The following is a 16087-nucleotide window of genomic DNA, read 5'->3' as shown; positions in this document are numbered from 1 at the left end:
GATTAAGGACAATGTCAAGCTGTAAATTTATACCACCATGACAATGTCAAACCTGCATTTGCATTATGGTCAACAAAATAGGTCAAATAGAGGAAGAGTAAATGAACACAAGAAAACTTTCACTTATTGCTGCAGCACTTGTGCTGTTCAGCTTGTTTGCAGTATCTGCTATGGCAGCAGATCAACAGAGAGACAGAGATCAGGACTGCACCAATGCTCCTGAGCTTGCTCCGATGTGGAAACATGGTCAAACTACAGATGGAGTAACAGTCAATGGTGATGGTATCTGCGACAACTTTGTAGATGAAGACGGAGACGGAGTCTGTGACAACTGTCAAAACGATGGAGTTTGTGATGGAACAGGGCCTCATGGGGCAGGGAATGGACAGGGAGCTGGCAATGGTCTTAGAGATGGATCATGCATTGAAGAATAAAACATGATATAAAAAAAACATAAAAACGAAAATAAAACGAAAGCAGAAAAAGGGAGAATTGAATGGGATAATCCTTCACTGGATATATCCCATTTAAACATTATATTCATAACATTGATAACTATTTATATATTTTAAACTCAAACTTACACTCATAAAATGACAGTAATAACAGAATGAAATACAAGAGAACTGGAGGGATCTCTTATGAATATTACAAAAAAGGGAATGCGAATAATTACTATTTTTGCAGTAATGATGATGCTATTTAGTATCATTCCAATGGGTGCAATGGCAGCATCTGAAAATGCAAATGAACACGCAGATAAAACGTTGAAAACAAATAATGCCAATGTAAAAGCTACTGATGATGATACTACTGATGACGACGACAGTGTTGACTCAAAAAACAATGGAAAAGACAAGGTAAAAGATAGAGACAGAGTAAATGCAACTGTTGATGCTACAAGAGCTGAAAATGCAAATATGAACTCTGCTAATGCTGCAGGTAAGTATCAGGTAGCAAAAAGCAACTTTGCTAACGTCAAGTCCCAGAATCCAAAACTGGATACAGAAGAGGCAATCAATGCCACAAAAGAATATCTGAACAGTTCTATTGATTACATGCTTACTTTCCTTGATGAAGAAGAAGATGAAGACTACATAGATCAGCTTGAAGAAGAAAGAGATAATCTAGAAGAAGCAAGCACCAGGAAGGAACTTGCAGAGTCTGCGAAGAATATCAGAAGCATCTGGAATGATATACGCAAAGATCGTGTAGTATCTAAAGGAAAGGTCATCGATAATAAGATCAATTCAGTAATAAAAACATCTAAAGCATTGTCACTACGTCTTGAAAATGAGATTTCCAGAATGGAAGCGAATGGACAGGATGTAACTGATCTTGAAGAGATGCTTACCAGTTACAATGAACTTATAGCATCAGCAGAAAAAAAGCAGGAACAGGCAAGAAATGCCTATATGAATGGCGAAGGTACCGATGCTGAGAATATCAGGGAAGCAAACCAGTACTTCACCGAAGCAGGTGAGGAGATCAGGGAAGCAAATGCACTCCTGCGCAATATGTTTGGTATGATCAAGCAGCAGAGGGAAGGCCTGATAACACTGAGCGGGGAAGGAACACTTGAAGCAAATGGAACCGGGACTGTTGTAATTTCAGGAAATGTTACAATAAATGTTACTGCAGAAGATGTCAATATCATTGTCAAAGATCTTGCAGATGATGCCACAATAGACACAGAAGCAGCAGAGTTTAATGAATCTAATATAGATTCAGGTAACAGCACCGACAACAACCGCGCATTTGTCTTCATCGGACTTTCAGGTGATGTCCACCTTGAAGGAAGCCGCCTTACTGTCATGATCAAAGGAACCGGAATTAACCTTGTAGCTGAGGGAACAGGATCAGTAGTGCTTGCAGGTCAGGGAACCTACGGTGCCGAAGGAACAACCGGAGAATGGGCAAACAGAGTATCAGATGATGAAGATGAAGACTCTGAGTATCCTGAAGATGAACTTGAGGCGGAAACAGAGGACGAGCAGGAAGATGCAGATGACGATTCAGTTGAGGAGGAGTCCGATAATTCAGATGAAACTGAGTCTGAAGAAGATGAACAGAACAATGAAGAAGACAACGCCGATCAAAACGAAACAGAAAACTGAGTTAATCGGAGTCGAAAGATAGGTGGTTGTTTATGACAAAAGCTGTAAACGTTATTATCATTGCTGTGGTAATCTTTGGTCTTATAATTTCAGGCTGTGCTGAAAAAGAAAATACTCAGGAGAAAGTTACATTAAGTAACGATACTGAACAAAATATCAGTGTTGCCGATGAGTTACTCAATGAAGAAATGGTAGGTATAACTGACACAGAAATGCAGGATCTTGAAGCTGAACTTGCTGAACTGGAATCAATGATCAATGAAATGGATCTTGAAGAAGATTTAGTTATTGAAGAAATATAAAGCTAGGGGCCTGTGGCCTCATTCTTTTTATTTTTATTTACGGATAATATTGCAGAGATACATATTTTTATTTTTTGATACTATTCATACATGTTTTTTCAAGCATAATACACTTTAGCTATTTACATAAGAAGCATTATTTAATTTAATCTAATTGAACAAAAAAGGATTAGATTAACACACGTTCTAAATTTAACCGACTTACAGCTCTTTTTTTAAGATGAACAATACTATTAAAAATCCCATGAAATCTATATATAATATTACTAATATACTGATAATATCATAAATTTAGGAAAAGAAATTGCGATTCAATCTGTTCAACATATACAGAAATAAACAGTAATTGTCTCGACTCAATATGTTTTTTAATAGTAAGGTGAAATTATGTTTGGTACAAATAAAGTTATAAGGGAGATCCCTGATGTACTGGCTTCTATAAAGAACGGAAACAATGAAATCAGGATATCTGCCACAGGCAGTGAAGCCGATAACGCTGCAGTTGAAGCATTGAACTCATTTCTTGATGAAGCTGTACAATGGCAAATTGCCGCAAAAGAGCAAGAGAATATAAAAATAGAAATGCAGCACCTCTTAAGCCAGGCACTTGAAGGGGAGCTGGAATCACGTATGGGAACTGAAAGATCCTGCAGTGATGCAAACGACATCACTGGATGTCTGAACAGTTTGCTTGATGCTATTGTAGAACCTCTGCTTGCTGCATCCAAATATGTTAAGAGAATATCAATGGGCGATATTCCTCCAAGAATCGAGAAAGAATACAAAGGTACATTTAATGAATTCAAAAACAACCTCAACCTCTGTGTGGATTCTATCAATGCCCTGATCGAGGATACGGAAATGCTTGCTCAGGCGGGCATCGAGGGCAATATGAACAAGCGTGCGGATGCTTCCAGACATGAAGGAGACTTCAAAAGGATAATAGAATCGCAGAACACACTTCTGGATTCAATTGCTGAACCACTAAATGAAGGTACTGAAGTACTCCTGAAACTTGCAGTAAACGATTTTGAAAGCGAAGCAACAGGAGAGTACAACGGAGTATTCAAAGACAACATATACGCTGTGAATGAAGTGCGCAACAGGCTCCTAAACATACAGCGTACCTTTGAATACATGGTTGCAGGCGACTTCAGTGACCTTGAGAAATACAAAGCTGTTGGAAAACGCTCGGAAAATGACAAACTTCTCCCTTACACCATTGCAATGATGGAAAATGTAAAGGGAATGACAGATGAGTTCATTGACCTGGGGCATGCAGCAGAAAATGGAAACCTGAGCTACAGAGCAAATGCAGGTGAGTTCAAGGGACTGTTCAATGAAGCTATTACAACTGTAAACAATGCTTTTGATGCTGTAATTGACCCACTGAACATGACTGCCGATTATGTTGAACAGATTTCAAAAGGAGAAATACCTGAAAAGATAACTGAAGAATATATGGGTGACTTCAATCACATTAAAGACAACATCAACGAATGTATTGACGGTCTTGGTGGACTTGTAGAAAGCAATGAGATTCTGCAGTTAATGGTTGATAATGACCACACACGAAAAGTAGAAGGTGATTATCAGGGAATCTATGCAGAGGTCGCGGATGCTACTAATGGCATTAGGGAAAGAATATTGACTGTTATGGGTGTGAACAAGAAGATAGCAAATGGTGACCTGAGCGATCTTGAAGGACTCAAAGAAATTGGCAAACGTTCGGAAAATGATGAACTAATTCCATGTTACATTGCCATGATGAGTAACATTGAGAATCTGGGCCTTGAATTTGTTAAACTTGGAAATGCAGCAAAGAATGGTAATCTAGAATACAGATCTGATTCCTCAGAATACAGCGGTGCATATAAAGATGCAATTGATGCTGTGAATGAAGCAATCGATGCTCTTGTCACTCCCATGAACGAAGCCATAAATATTGTCAACGAATATAGTAAAGGTCTTCTTAGTGCGAGATTTGAATTAGAGGCAAATGGTGATTTCAAGGACTTTGCCGATGCCCTTAATATCTTTGGTGATAAGCTGCAGGGCCTGATCGAAGAGTCAAGTGAAGTTCTTGCGGCAATTTCAAATAATGATCTCTCAAAACCGCTGACCCTTGTTGCTGAAGGTGATGTCAGGAAGCTTACAGACGGCATCGAAAACGCCAGAAGATCACTGAATGAAGTTGTATCACTTGTACACAATAGTTCCATGAATGTAGCTTCCACCGCCGAGGAAATGTCAGCCTCTGTTGAAGAGATCACATCTTCATCATACCAGATAGAAGATACTGTGTCAGAGATTGCTAAAGGTGCACAGAATCAGGCCTCAAAGACAGAAGAAGTCTCAAGGGCAATGATCGATATGACAATGACGGTTCAGGAAGTTGCTTCAAATTCAAGTAAAGCTGCAGAAAATGCAAAGAGTTCTAACGAACTGATGGAGAATCTCAGAACTACGACAAACGACCTGCTTCAGAAGATGGAGAACATCAAACACACATCTGGGGAGTCATCTGATGTTATCATGGAACTGGCAGGTAAATCAAAGCAGATAGGAGAGATTGTAAATCTCATCACCAATATTGCTGACCAGACAAACCTGCTTGCCTTGAATGCTGCAATTGAAGCAGCACGTGCAGGAGAACATGGAAGAGGATTTGCCGTGGTAGCTGATGAAGTCCGAAAGCTTGCGGAAGACTCAGGAAACGCAGCCAAGCAAATTGCCACACTTATCGCTGAAATACAGGAGGGAACCGACAATGCAGTGGTTTCAATACAGCAGGGCTCAGAAGAGGTTTCAAACGGAGCAGAGGCTCTGAATAATGTTGCTATTGACATTGAACAGGTAGTAGATTCCGGCGGACTTATTGCCAACATGGTACAGGATATTGCTGCTGCTGCTCAGGAACAGTCAGCTTCCATTGAAGAGATCACATCATCTGTTGAAGAGGTCAGTGCAATTTCAGAGGAATCTGCTGCCAGTACCCAGGAAGCCTCAGCCTCTGTACAGGAACAGAATGCTACTATGCAGGAACTTTCAAAGTCTGCAGATGAGCTTTCATGCCTGTCCAATGACATGAAATCCGTTGTTGATAAGTTCACCTTGGATGAAGGAAAGGGTATCAGCAGCGTAAGCGTCTCTAATATCGTATGCGCAGACGGAAGTGAAAAAGAAGAAGCTTTCTCAGATGAGGAAGAAAAGCATGCACTTATATGAAATAAAGAGATTTAGCAATAAATAGTCAGGAATTTGCCGGAAACGGCAAATTTTACTTTTATTTTCTTAATCTCACATTCATTCTTCGACCACGCATCAAGTCATTTGTATCTGTTTTATTCTTTTTTGAACAATTATTTCATAGGAAAAAGAATACATATGTTAAGAAACTTATTTATAGAAGAACAAACAACAAAATTGTGCTTAGAAATGATACCATATCTAAGGGGAAAATCATGGGAAATATGCTAAAAACCACTTTATTACTGGCATCTCTTACCGGTTTACTGGTCATTGTCGGCCGTTTGATCGGCGGAACGTCAGGAATGGTGATCGCATTCATATTTGCGATCATTATGAACTTTGGAAGCTACTGGTATAGTGATAAGATCGTACTGAAAATGTATCGTGCTCAGGAGGTCACTGCAGCCGAAGCTCCGCAATTATATGGAATTGTGCAGAAACTTGCCATGCGTGCAGGTCTGCCAATGCCGAAGGTCTACATTGTGAACACTTCAATGCCAAACGCATTCGCAACGGGAAGAGATCCTCAACATGCAGCAGTTGCAGCAACCACAGGAATACTCAACCTTCTGACAGCCGAAGAACTTGAAGGTGTCATTGCACACGAACTTGCACACGTAAAGCACCGTGATACACTTATAAGTGCTGTCGCAGCAACAATTGCAGGCGTCATTACTATGATTGCAACATGGGTACAATGGGCCGCAATATTCGGCGGCATTGGCGGAAGAGATGATAACGGTGGAGGAAATATAATTGGTTTTCTTGCCCTTGCAATTGTAGCACCGATCGCAGCAACTATCATCCAGCTTGCAATCTCAAGATCAAGAGAATTCGCGGCTGATGAAGAAGGAGCACAGATCTCACAGAAGCCATGGGCTCTTGCCAGTGCACTTGAAAAACTTGAATATGGAAGCAGCAGTTATCAGCAAAGAAGAGGCGATGTACAGCCATCAGAAAGCACTGCACACATGTTCATAGTAAATCCACTTAAGGGTAAATCACTGATGAGCCTGTTCAGGACACATCCTGAAACAGAAGAACGTATCAGACGTCTTCGAGCAATGTAAAGCTAAATTTGATAAATATCAAGGATTAGAAATTAAAGAGGCTTGTCTGCCCCTGTTCTACCAGGTGGATAACCTCTATACCTTTTTCTTCAAGTTTGTTTGAAAGATAGTGTCTGTGACAACCTTTCGGACTTTTTTCAGCACACATAAGAACAATACTTCCCTTCTCAGAGCTCACTTTTTCAATGAGAGAGATGAGCTTGTTCAGACTATTCCCGAAAGAAGCCGTATCCATATACTCTACGTATGTGGATTCACGCATTCCTCCGACACCTTCACAATGATAGTAAAGAATTCCATTCTTTGGGAGTACACTCTCAAGTGATTCTCTGTCATATTCCTTAAAAGTTGACTGAGGATATCTTCTGATATCAACCAGATGTGTGATTCCGTTCTTTATCAATATCGAAATAAACTCATCAGGCTGGCGGTTCCCATATCCTATAGTATAACATTTCATCCTTTGCACCATCGCGTTTAATAGACAACTTATTATATTGTTTGCTTAATTGATTCTTTTGGCTTTTCCCGGCATATGATAAAAAGAAATCGGAATGAATAGCAATGCAGACACGGATAAGGCTAACATAATACACCCGGATAAAAGGTTTCATCAATACTATACATCGATAAGAATATCATTGAGAAGTGCATTTTGTCAAAAGTAATAAGGGTTGAATAGTATTTGTATTAAGCAAATAGAAATTAGCCATATCTGAATACAGGGAATGAGATTTTAGAATATTACCTAATTACATTTTATAGTAATCCGAGAATCAAAGAGGATAAAATGAAAGTATCTGTCAGCACTTCAAAGATAAGCGGCGAGGTCTTCGCACCTCCGTCTAAAAGTTATACTCATCGTGCAATCACTATTGCCGCACTGTCGGATGACTGTGTGATTCATCGCCCTCTTATGTCAGCCGACACACTTGCAAGTATTCGAGCAGCAGAGGCACTGGGAGCAAACATTGAAACTTTTGAGGATAAAATTCACGTAAAGGGAGTTAACGGAAAGCCACATGTTCCAAACAATGTTATCGACGTAGCTAATTCCGGAACTACACTGCGTTTCATGACAGCAGTTTCTTCACTTACAAACGGAGTTACCGTACTTACAGGTGACAGTTCCATAAGAAACCGGCCAAATCAGCCTCTTCTTGATGTACTCAAAAAACTCGGTGTAGAGGCGTTTTCCACCAGAGGGAACGGTTGCGCACCTCTTGTTGTCAGAGGTGGCCTTAAAGGTGCCATTACAACAATTGATGGTTCCATCAGTTCACAGTTCATATCCGCACTTCTTATTGCCTGTCCGCTGACCACAAAGAGCACAACACTTTCAATCAAAGGTGAAATGAAGTCAAGACCATACGTGGACGTTACAATGGAGCTTATAGAAAAGGCCGGTGGAGAGATACTTGTGGAAGAGGGAACCACTATCAAATTCATAATTCCTGCAAACCAGAAGTACAATCTTAAGGACTATACTGTTCCCGGTGACTTTTCTTCAGCATCTTACCTGCTTTCAGCCGCCGCAATGACAGGTTCAACGATTATTGTAAAGAATCTTTTCCCATCACGACAGGGAGATGTGGAGATCATCGACGTTCTTGAACGTATGGGTGCAAAGATATCATGGGACAAAGAAAATGGTGTGGCACAGATCACAGGTAACGGACTGAAGGGAACAACATTCGATGCCGGCGCAACACCTGACCTAGTACCAACTATTGCAGTTCTGGCTGCATGTGCCGAGGGAACAACTGTGATAGAGAACGCAGAACATGTACGCTACAAGGAAACCGACAGACTGCATGCAATGGCACTTGAGCTTACCAAGATGGGGATTTCTGTCCGTGAAGAACCTGACCAGCTTATCATAACAGGCGGCAAATTAAGAGGAGCTGAACTTCACGGCTGGCACGACCACAGGATAATAATGGCACTTACCATTGCAGGAATGGTTGCCGGAGATACGGTAATAGATACAGCTGAAGCTGTGGATATTTCATTCCCGACTTTCTTTGATGAAATGAAAAAACTTGGAGCTGCAGTAGAGCTTATCTGATATTTCAGGTTAGATTTACTTAACAGGGTCGGCATGATCTATGTGTCATGTTGACCTGAACACATTTTTTGATTATTACTTTCTACAATGTTGTCAGATAAAAGAAACTACCATCTGTGTCTAAAAATGCGATAAGGTATGTTTTCCGTTATCAAGTATCAACTCGAAATTAAAAGTACCTGATATCGGACCTTCTATCACAATTCCCTTTGATGCTACATTTTCATCCGGTTCCCATAGATCTGTGGAATTGTCCAGTTTACCTTTTTTGAAAACAATGGTTTCACCGTCAATGTGATACAGGTTTCTTACACCGTTCTCATATTGACATATAATTGTGTTATTTTCAACCTGCCACAGGCTATCACTGAGATTACCATTCATATCAATATCGGGATCCACACCAAATGCCAGAAATCGAACATCAGATAATGAGAGCTCGATACTGCAGATAGAACCTTCCGGTGAATTCACTTCCTGAATATTTCTGGCATATCCATCCTGTATGGACATTATTTCAATTGCTGCAGAATTTATCTGTTTTCTGTCTTTGGCTCCTGAATAGGCCGGCGCCATATTGTTCCATGAAAAAGCCATCAGGAAAATAATAGCTCCTGTAACGGCAAGATAAAATATCAATTTTAAAGGAACAGTATCAATACCTCTGGTATCCCTGAAAAAAGAACTGTTTTCAACCCCCAAGTTTTTCACATCCCTGTACCTGATCAAAGAAATACAAAATACAATAAATACACTATAATTAGCAGTTAGCTTTGTGAATCCAGCCACTCAATAAATTTATCCAGAGCGCGCCTGCGGTGTGAAACCGTATTCTTGAATTCATCACCAAGCTCTCCGAATGTCTTTCCGTTATAATCGAATATCGGATCGTATCCGAAGCCGCCTGTTCCAAGTTCCTCAAAAGATATCTTTCCTTCAACGGTTCCTGTGAAGGTCAGAGGTTTAGCTCCTGGTTCACAATATCCTATGACCGACTTGAAAACTGCAGATCTGTCGGTCTCATCTTCCATTATCTTAAGAACCCGTGGATTTCCAAGATTCTTTTCCACAAAAGCGGAATATGGTCCCGGAAAACCATTTAGAACATTGATAAAAAGTCCTGAGTCATCTACCATTACAGGTAATCCAAGTTTGTCAGATGCCCATTTTGCACCATAGGCTGCAATTGGTTCAAGGTCATCTTCCTGAAGTTCCGGGTAACCATCTGTGTTCTGTATAACCTCAAATCCTTTAGCAGCAAGTATATCCTTAACTTCCCTGAACTTTCCCTTGTTACCTGTGACAAAAACTATCTTACGCATATCTTCCCCTCTTCTCTATCTCTTTCACTCTTTCGAGCACTTCATCAGCCTGCTCGAATTCTTTCCTGTATCCACGACAAAAAGCCTCAATGAGTTTCTCATGGTTTCTGTGTGTACTTTCAAATGTCCTGAAAAGGACATGTACATCCACACCGCGTGCTTCAATACTGCTTTCAAAAAAGGACAGACCGAAATCAATCACGTAAATCTTATCGTTGAACAATATGAGATTGGATGTTGTAAGGTCACCATGGATGATTCCGGCTGCATGTAATTCCGCAACAAGAATACCGACTTGCTCGCTGAGTTTCTCATCTATCACATGTTTCAGCGCAATTCCATCTATGTACTGCATCTTTATTGTGGAGTTCTCAATGTCGTAGATGATGGGAGTTGGAACACCGGCTCTTCTTGCCTCAGATATAAGCCGTGCTTCAGCTTTTGTTCTTTCCTTCCTTATACGTTCATCGAGTTCTTTCAGACGATAGTTCTTCGGAACTCTTTCCTTGATGAGCACACCGTCTTCAACCCTGACGACAGCTTCTGCACCATTTGTCAGATTCATGACAGCCTCCCTTCCTCAAAGTCCCTGGGAAGCCATGTTACATCAACATCATCCGGTCTGAAGTTCGGATTCACATGTGAGTTCTCAACGTCAATGACATTTCCTGAATTATACATAAGGAGTCCGAGATAAGCTATCATGGCACCATTATCCCCCATGAACCTCTTTTCAGGAACATAGAAATTAGCACCTCGTTCAGTACACATGATATCAAGCATTTCCCTGAGCCTCATGTTGGCACCGACACCACCTGCCAGAAGCACTTCATTCTTTCCTGTATGAGCAAGTGCACGCTCGGTAACCTCGACCACCATTGCAAAAGCAGTTTCCTGGAATGAATAACACACATCTTCCATTGAATTATCTTTCAGTGCTGCTGTTGCTGCGGTGGAAAGCCCTGAGAATGAGAGATCCATTCCTTTTACAACATAAGGAAGCGGAATATAATTTGAAGCATCTTTAGAAAATTGCTCTATCTGCGGTCCACCGGGATGTCCAAGACCTGCACTGCGGGCAAACTTATCAAAAGCATTTCCAAGTCCTATATCAAGTGTCTCGCCAAACACCCTGTATCTTCCCATCCTGTAAGCCAGAACCTGTGAATTGGCCCCACTAACATACAGTGTAACAGGATCACTTGCAGGAGTTTTCCAGCGGCCAACCTCAACATGGGCAAGACAGTGATTAACACCAACAAGCGGAACATCAAGACTAATTGCGAGCATTCTGGCAGCAGTTGCCACTGTACGCAAACATGCTCCAAGTCCCGGACCCTGCGAAAATGATATGGCATCGATATCAGATGCATCGACTCCTTTCTTTTTTGCTTCCTCAAGTACTCCTTTTACCACATAGGAAGCATACTTTGCATGGTGCTGGGCAGCTTCTCTAGGGTGTATTCCACCGGTTGGAGGCTTGTACATATCGGAAACCTCCGCAATAACATATTTCTCATTAACGATGGCAGCACTGAGGTTCCACGCTGTACCCTCAATGCCTAGCACTGTTCCTTTCAACTTGATATCTCCGGCGCTAAATGGGATGGATTTGAATATTAATTTTGCTGTTTCCTGATAAGCACTGATGCAACTGCAAGTATCAACAAAGTTATAAGACCTGATATTGCAGGAGTACTTTTATCAGTTTCAATGTCCTCGTTATTCTCATAAACAACGGGCTCTTCATCGCCGCTATCATTGGATGAACCTGCTTCTACCTGATCATTTATTGTCCCTTTTTCTATAGTTGATGTTGTTGGAATATCAGCACTGACAGCAAATGGTGAGAAGCCGGGAGTACTTGCTTCAAAGTAATAGTAATCTGCATCTTCACCTGTCAGTTCGGTCTCCAGCGTGGTCCATACATTTTCACTATAGCGATTCAAGACTATAGTGCTGATGTTGACATCAGTATCATCCACCCATTCCTTGCTGACAATGAAACCAATAACAGGATTCTGTATATTGCTCTCCGTAGCATAACCTGTCTTTCCAACCCATATGTTCATATTCTTATATACAGATCCGGAGACAGGTTCATTTACCAATGCAGAAGTATTTTTCAGCATCTCTATTGTTACAGTGATCTTACCTGCATTCTTAAGTGAAGTATAACGTACATAATCAATATCATTATGTTCTTTGGTGAAGTCGAAGTCTACAAGGTCATCCTTTCCTGCATAAACAGAAAGCACATCCTTAAATGCAATGTTATCAAAATCCTCACCTGTAGAACCACCTCCACCGCCTCCTCCTCCGCCGCCGGAAGAGCTGCTTATGGATGTTGTGCTTATTGCTGCGCTTGTTTTTACTGATGTGTTATACCATCCACCAACATTTCCCACGTAATCAACTGCACGGAGACTGTAATTATAAATAGTGCTTGCACTAAGTCCGATATCTGTCATTTCATAACCTGAATAGTTTCCAAGAAGCAAACCACTCTTCCACACTTCCACATGATCAGTATCATTTGAAGAGTTCCATTCAAGTGTCACAGTAGAAGAAGTACTGGAGTTTGTCACATTGTTGATAACAGGTTCCGTATTGTCCTCCATAGGAGCATAAATGCTCAGATGAGTAATATTTGTAGTAACGGTATTCGATGTACTGTTGACTGTACTTCTGTAAGGAACCCACACTCCTTCATCAGGGTCATACCATGCAACTGTAAGTTTAGTTGTACTGTTGACAAGATATGGATCATAACCAAGTGTAAGCGACACATTCCTGCCAAACTGGTAAGAATAATCAGGATCTGATTCATTGTAGACCCGTATATCAAGCACAGTTCCTGAAAGCGATGAACCGTTTCCTGGTTCTGTGCCTCTCACTTCAGCTGCAGAAATATTCCCTGGATTAGAGGATGTTCCACTGACATTGAAATTAAAAACCGGGTTGCTCACATTTGCATCGATTCCCGGAACGTTTACGGTTATTTGGTCTCTTGAAGCTGTATCCACTGTCTGTCCAAGACTTAGGTATATCGTAGTATTTTCTGCAAAATAATCCCTCAGGGAGTTATTGTACATAGCACTTACATTTATTGTATTCGTCCCGTTTGAAATAGGAATATTGCTTACATTGAAAATTCCATTTGAAACCGATTCTGAATAATTGGTCAAAGCACCATTCACGTAAATAGAAACATTGGTTGCAGTTCCCACGGTTCCGTTCAGGGTGAAACTGCTGTCAGGCAGATAGTATATAGAACCTGAATCAGGTGAATCTATTTCTGCTGATTCTTTAAATACAGTGAAGTTCACAGTTGTTGAATTTATTATTCCTGATATATCCTCGGCAAAAACCGTGATATTGTAACTTCCTTCACTAATCTCTGTGCTTGTATTCAAAGTATAACCGGACTGTGTTGTAGAATTTACTCCATTGTCAATATTATACCAGAAATCACACCATTTGGTACTGCTGGCATTGATGAATACATTATTATCCTGTATTACTGAGTTATCCAGAGGATTCTGGACAGCTATTATATTGTCCGCGACACTTACATAGAATCTCCAGCCATAATTCAGTTCTTCACCCAGATCTGTAAGTGCACTTACAGAAACATTGTGGAATCCTTCGGAATATGGCTGAGATGTCAGGTTTTCAATCTTATAGCCACCTGAGATCGCTTCCAATGAAGGTACAACCGATGAACCGTCGATCTTCATATCTATGGAACTTGCGTTGATTCCATCCACATGTGTCAGATTCATGTAAACTTCAGTGCTTGCATTGGTTTTATAGGAATTATGTTCAGGATACATGTAGATGTTACTGAGTTCACCATAAGAAAGTACAAGTGAGAAATTCTGCGGACCCTGAGGAATATTTGTTCCGTTAACGGTTATGGTGTAAGTACCTGCAACCGGTTCAAGCAGCTCAATACCCTCAACATTGTTCACAGCATCTGGTGCGCCGTTTCCATAATAAGTATCATCAGGAGCTTCCAGGATCAGATCAAGATTATTCACAAGTGCAGGACCGGAAATATCAGCAGGTGGATGATCTGTCCATACAAGTGTTAATCTTACAGGTTCCGAGGTATAGAGTATGTCATAACTGACATTCCATGATTCACTGGAATTAAGAAATACATAGTCATAATACTCCATAACAACAGGAGATTGAGGATATATGGAGTTCTCAATATCAATACGTCCCCATCCCTGTGAATAATCAGGTCTCCTATCAATCTCCTGAAAATCTCCAGTTCCGTATTGTCCCGGTGTAATGTTACATGCACCGTTTATTATAGTAGCTTTAAGTAGTGCTGCACTTGGACTGCTAAGGTTTTCAACATCAGTATAATATTCTCTGACAAGAGCAGCAGCTCCGGCTGTGATTGGTGTGGACATACTGGTTCCACCCATGTACAGGTAGTTGCTATTACCACTCACAGTACCCCAACCGGTTCCACTTGAAACACTTGATCTTGTAGAAGCTATAAACGTACCCGGAGCAACAACATCCGGTTTGATCCTTCCATCGTTTGTTGGTCCCCGGCTGCTGAATGCAGCAATTCCATTACTATTATTTGCCATATAATCGCCAAATATTGGAAGTAAAGGATAATTATCAGACCATGCACCTCCCCAGGTTGTATAAGGAGGTATTGAGAATGTATTTCCTCTTTCATTTTCTGATGCACCCACAGTCAGACAATTCTTTGCAGTTCCCGGTGAGCCGAGAGAATCTTCGTCTATCACTCCATCCCTATTAGAATCAACTCCTGAATTCCCTGCAGAGAAAAGTATCAGCATATCCTGATGTTCCCACATGAATTGATCTATCTGCTGTGAGTATTCTGTATAAACTCCATTTTGGGAAGAGCCCCAGCTATTGGTATGTATTCTTGCACCCTTGTCATATGCTGCCTGAAACAGATCATTGAGGTTATCCGGAGGGTACAAATAATCACTACTATCACCAAGCGACTGAAATACAAGTTCTGCTTCAGGTGCCATTCCACTGTATTGTCCGTCAGAAAGCGAACCGTTTCCAAGTACTGAACCTGCTACATGTGTTCCATGTCCTGCATAATCGGCAGGATCACCATCATGCGTATCGGTAATGTTCAGTACCCTTCCCCGCAGATCTGCGTGCATGGAATTATCGTTAAGTCCGGTATCAAGTCCTGTGTCTGCAACAGCTACGACCTGGCCGCTACCATTGAGATCATATGTGTCATGAACAATATCAGTGGTAATTATTCCAGAAGCAATATCATTATTAATGGTTGGCTGGACGTATTCTTCTATCCAGCTAATTCCGGTAATTTTAGAGATATATCCAATCTGATCAGCTGAAGCCTGAATCCGAATTATTTTTCCTGATCCGCTAATAACCTTAATTCCCAGATCTTCAAGTGATTTTACAACTTCTACGTATTCATCTTCCGAGAAAAGAGAAACATAATATTCCTGTATTTCTTCAGATCCCAGAGACTTAAATCCTGTCTCTGTACCACTATTAACTATTGTTTCAGGATCGTATTTGTAAGATGACTTGTATTCGCCGATCCATTTAACAACTTCCAGCTCTTGAACCTGTATTTTGACACTTGTGTTCATTTTCACTATGAAAGCATTATTTGGCACATAATTATAGAGTTCTGCACCCGTGGAGGTAACATTCTTTTTCCATTCTTCCTTTACCAGACCTGAAAATTGTACGATATAATAATCTGGTTTTTCTTCTGAAAGAACAGAGGACATGGATAATACCTTATTTTGGCTCTCAATGGAATCGGCTGTGTTCAAATGCCCTGCTTTTAGAAGTAACATATCATTGTTTTCCATATCATTATTATTAGCTGCTGATGATGTGGAAAAAGGAATTAACAGAAAAATAATGATCATACTGATCAAAAACGTGTTTTTAGTGC

12 protein-coding genes are annotated in these 16087 nt (G+C 40.7%); 6 read left to right on the top strand and 6 right to left on the bottom strand.

What is annotated here, in order from left to right; genetic code table 11:
• Nucleotides 1–101 precede the first annotated feature (101 nt).
• The 5 genes from J2746_RS12755 (at nucleotide 102) to htpX (ending at nucleotide 6741) form a co-directional block, all read left to right on the top strand.
• Nucleotides 102–434, top strand: a complete 333-nt coding sequence (locus tag J2746_RS12755) for a hypothetical protein (RefSeq protein ID WP_209621703.1) — start codon at nucleotides 102–104, stop codon at nucleotides 432–434.
• A gap of 207 nt (nucleotides 435–641) precedes the next feature.
• Entirely contained in the window at nucleotides 642–2117 is a 1476-nt protein-coding gene (locus tag J2746_RS12750; protein ID WP_209621700.1) for a hypothetical protein, read from the top strand.
• A gap of 32 nt (nucleotides 2118–2149) precedes the next feature.
• Nucleotides 2150–2419 carry a hypothetical protein gene (locus J2746_RS12745; protein ID WP_209621697.1) on the top strand — a complete coding sequence of 90 codons (270 nt, stop codon included), beginning with the start codon at nucleotides 2150–2152 and terminating at the stop codon, nucleotides 2417–2419.
• Between the two features lie 387 nt (nucleotides 2420–2806).
• Complete coding sequence (locus J2746_RS12740; RefSeq protein ID WP_209621693.1) at nucleotides 2807–5647, top strand: methyl-accepting chemotaxis protein; 2841 nt, start codon at nucleotides 2807–2809, stop codon at nucleotides 5645–5647.
• A gap of 236 nt (nucleotides 5648–5883) precedes the next feature.
• On the top strand, nucleotides 5884–6741 hold the full coding sequence (gene htpX, locus J2746_RS12735) for a zinc metalloprotease HtpX (protein ID WP_209621690.1): 858 nt from the start codon (nucleotides 5884–5886) through the stop codon (nucleotides 6739–6741).
• Nucleotides 6742–6766: 25 nt separating this feature from the next.
• On the opposite strand, the gene J2746_RS12730 is transcribed toward htpX, so the two are convergent.
• Nucleotides 6767–7201 carry a DUF488 domain-containing protein gene (locus J2746_RS12730; RefSeq protein WP_245250161.1) on the bottom strand — a complete coding sequence of 145 codons (435 nt, stop codon included), beginning with the start codon at nucleotides 7199–7201 and terminating at the stop codon, nucleotides 6767–6769.
• 330 nt (nucleotides 7202–7531) lie between these two features.
• Here J2746_RS12730 and aroA point away from each other — a divergent pair, with 330 nt between their 5' ends.
• Entirely contained in the window at nucleotides 7532–8809 is a 1278-nt protein-coding gene (gene aroA, locus J2746_RS12725) for a 3-phosphoshikimate 1-carboxyvinyltransferase (RefSeq protein ID WP_209621687.1), read from the top strand.
• A 120-nt stretch (nucleotides 8810–8929) separates the two neighbouring features.
• Here the strand turns inward: aroA and J2746_RS12720 are convergent, their stop codons facing one another.
• From J2746_RS12720 to J2746_RS12700, 5 genes are all read right to left on the bottom strand, one after another.
• On the bottom strand, nucleotides 8930–9511 hold the full coding sequence (locus J2746_RS12720) for a hypothetical protein (protein WP_209621683.1): 582 nt from the start codon (nucleotides 9509–9511) through the stop codon (nucleotides 8930–8932).
• Nucleotides 9512–9576: 65 nt separating this feature from the next.
• Nucleotides 9577–10131, bottom strand: a complete 555-nt coding sequence (locus tag J2746_RS12715) for an XTP/dITP diphosphatase (protein ID WP_209621680.1) — start codon at nucleotides 10129–10131, stop codon at nucleotides 9577–9579.
• A complete protein-coding gene (locus tag J2746_RS12710) occupies nucleotides 10124–10696 on the bottom strand; it encodes a Kae1-associated kinase Bud32 (RefSeq protein ID WP_209621677.1) in 573 nt (190 codons plus the stop codon). The genes J2746_RS12715 and J2746_RS12710 overlap by 8 nt, the downstream gene beginning before the upstream one ends.
• Nucleotides 10693–11712, bottom strand: coding sequence for a bifunctional N(6)-L-threonylcarbamoyladenine synthase/serine/threonine protein kinase (locus tag J2746_RS12705; protein WP_209621675.1), 1020 nt, complete (start codon nucleotides 11710–11712; stop codon nucleotides 10693–10695). The genes J2746_RS12710 and J2746_RS12705 overlap by 4 nt, the downstream gene beginning before the upstream one ends.
• Before the next feature lie 38 nt (nucleotides 11713–11750).
• Nucleotides 11751–16061 carry a PGF-pre-PGF domain-containing protein gene (locus J2746_RS12700; protein WP_209621672.1) on the bottom strand — a complete coding sequence of 1437 codons (4311 nt, stop codon included), beginning with the start codon at nucleotides 16059–16061 and terminating at the stop codon, nucleotides 11751–11753.
• Nucleotides 16062–16087 lie beyond the last annotated feature (26 nt).

This window comes from Methanolobus bombayensis, from assembly GCF_017873415.1.
GTDB lineage: Archaea > Halobacteriota > Methanosarcinia > Methanosarcinales > Methanosarcinaceae > Methanolobus > Methanolobus bombayensis.
This window is presented reverse-complemented; position numbering and strand designations above follow the sequence as displayed.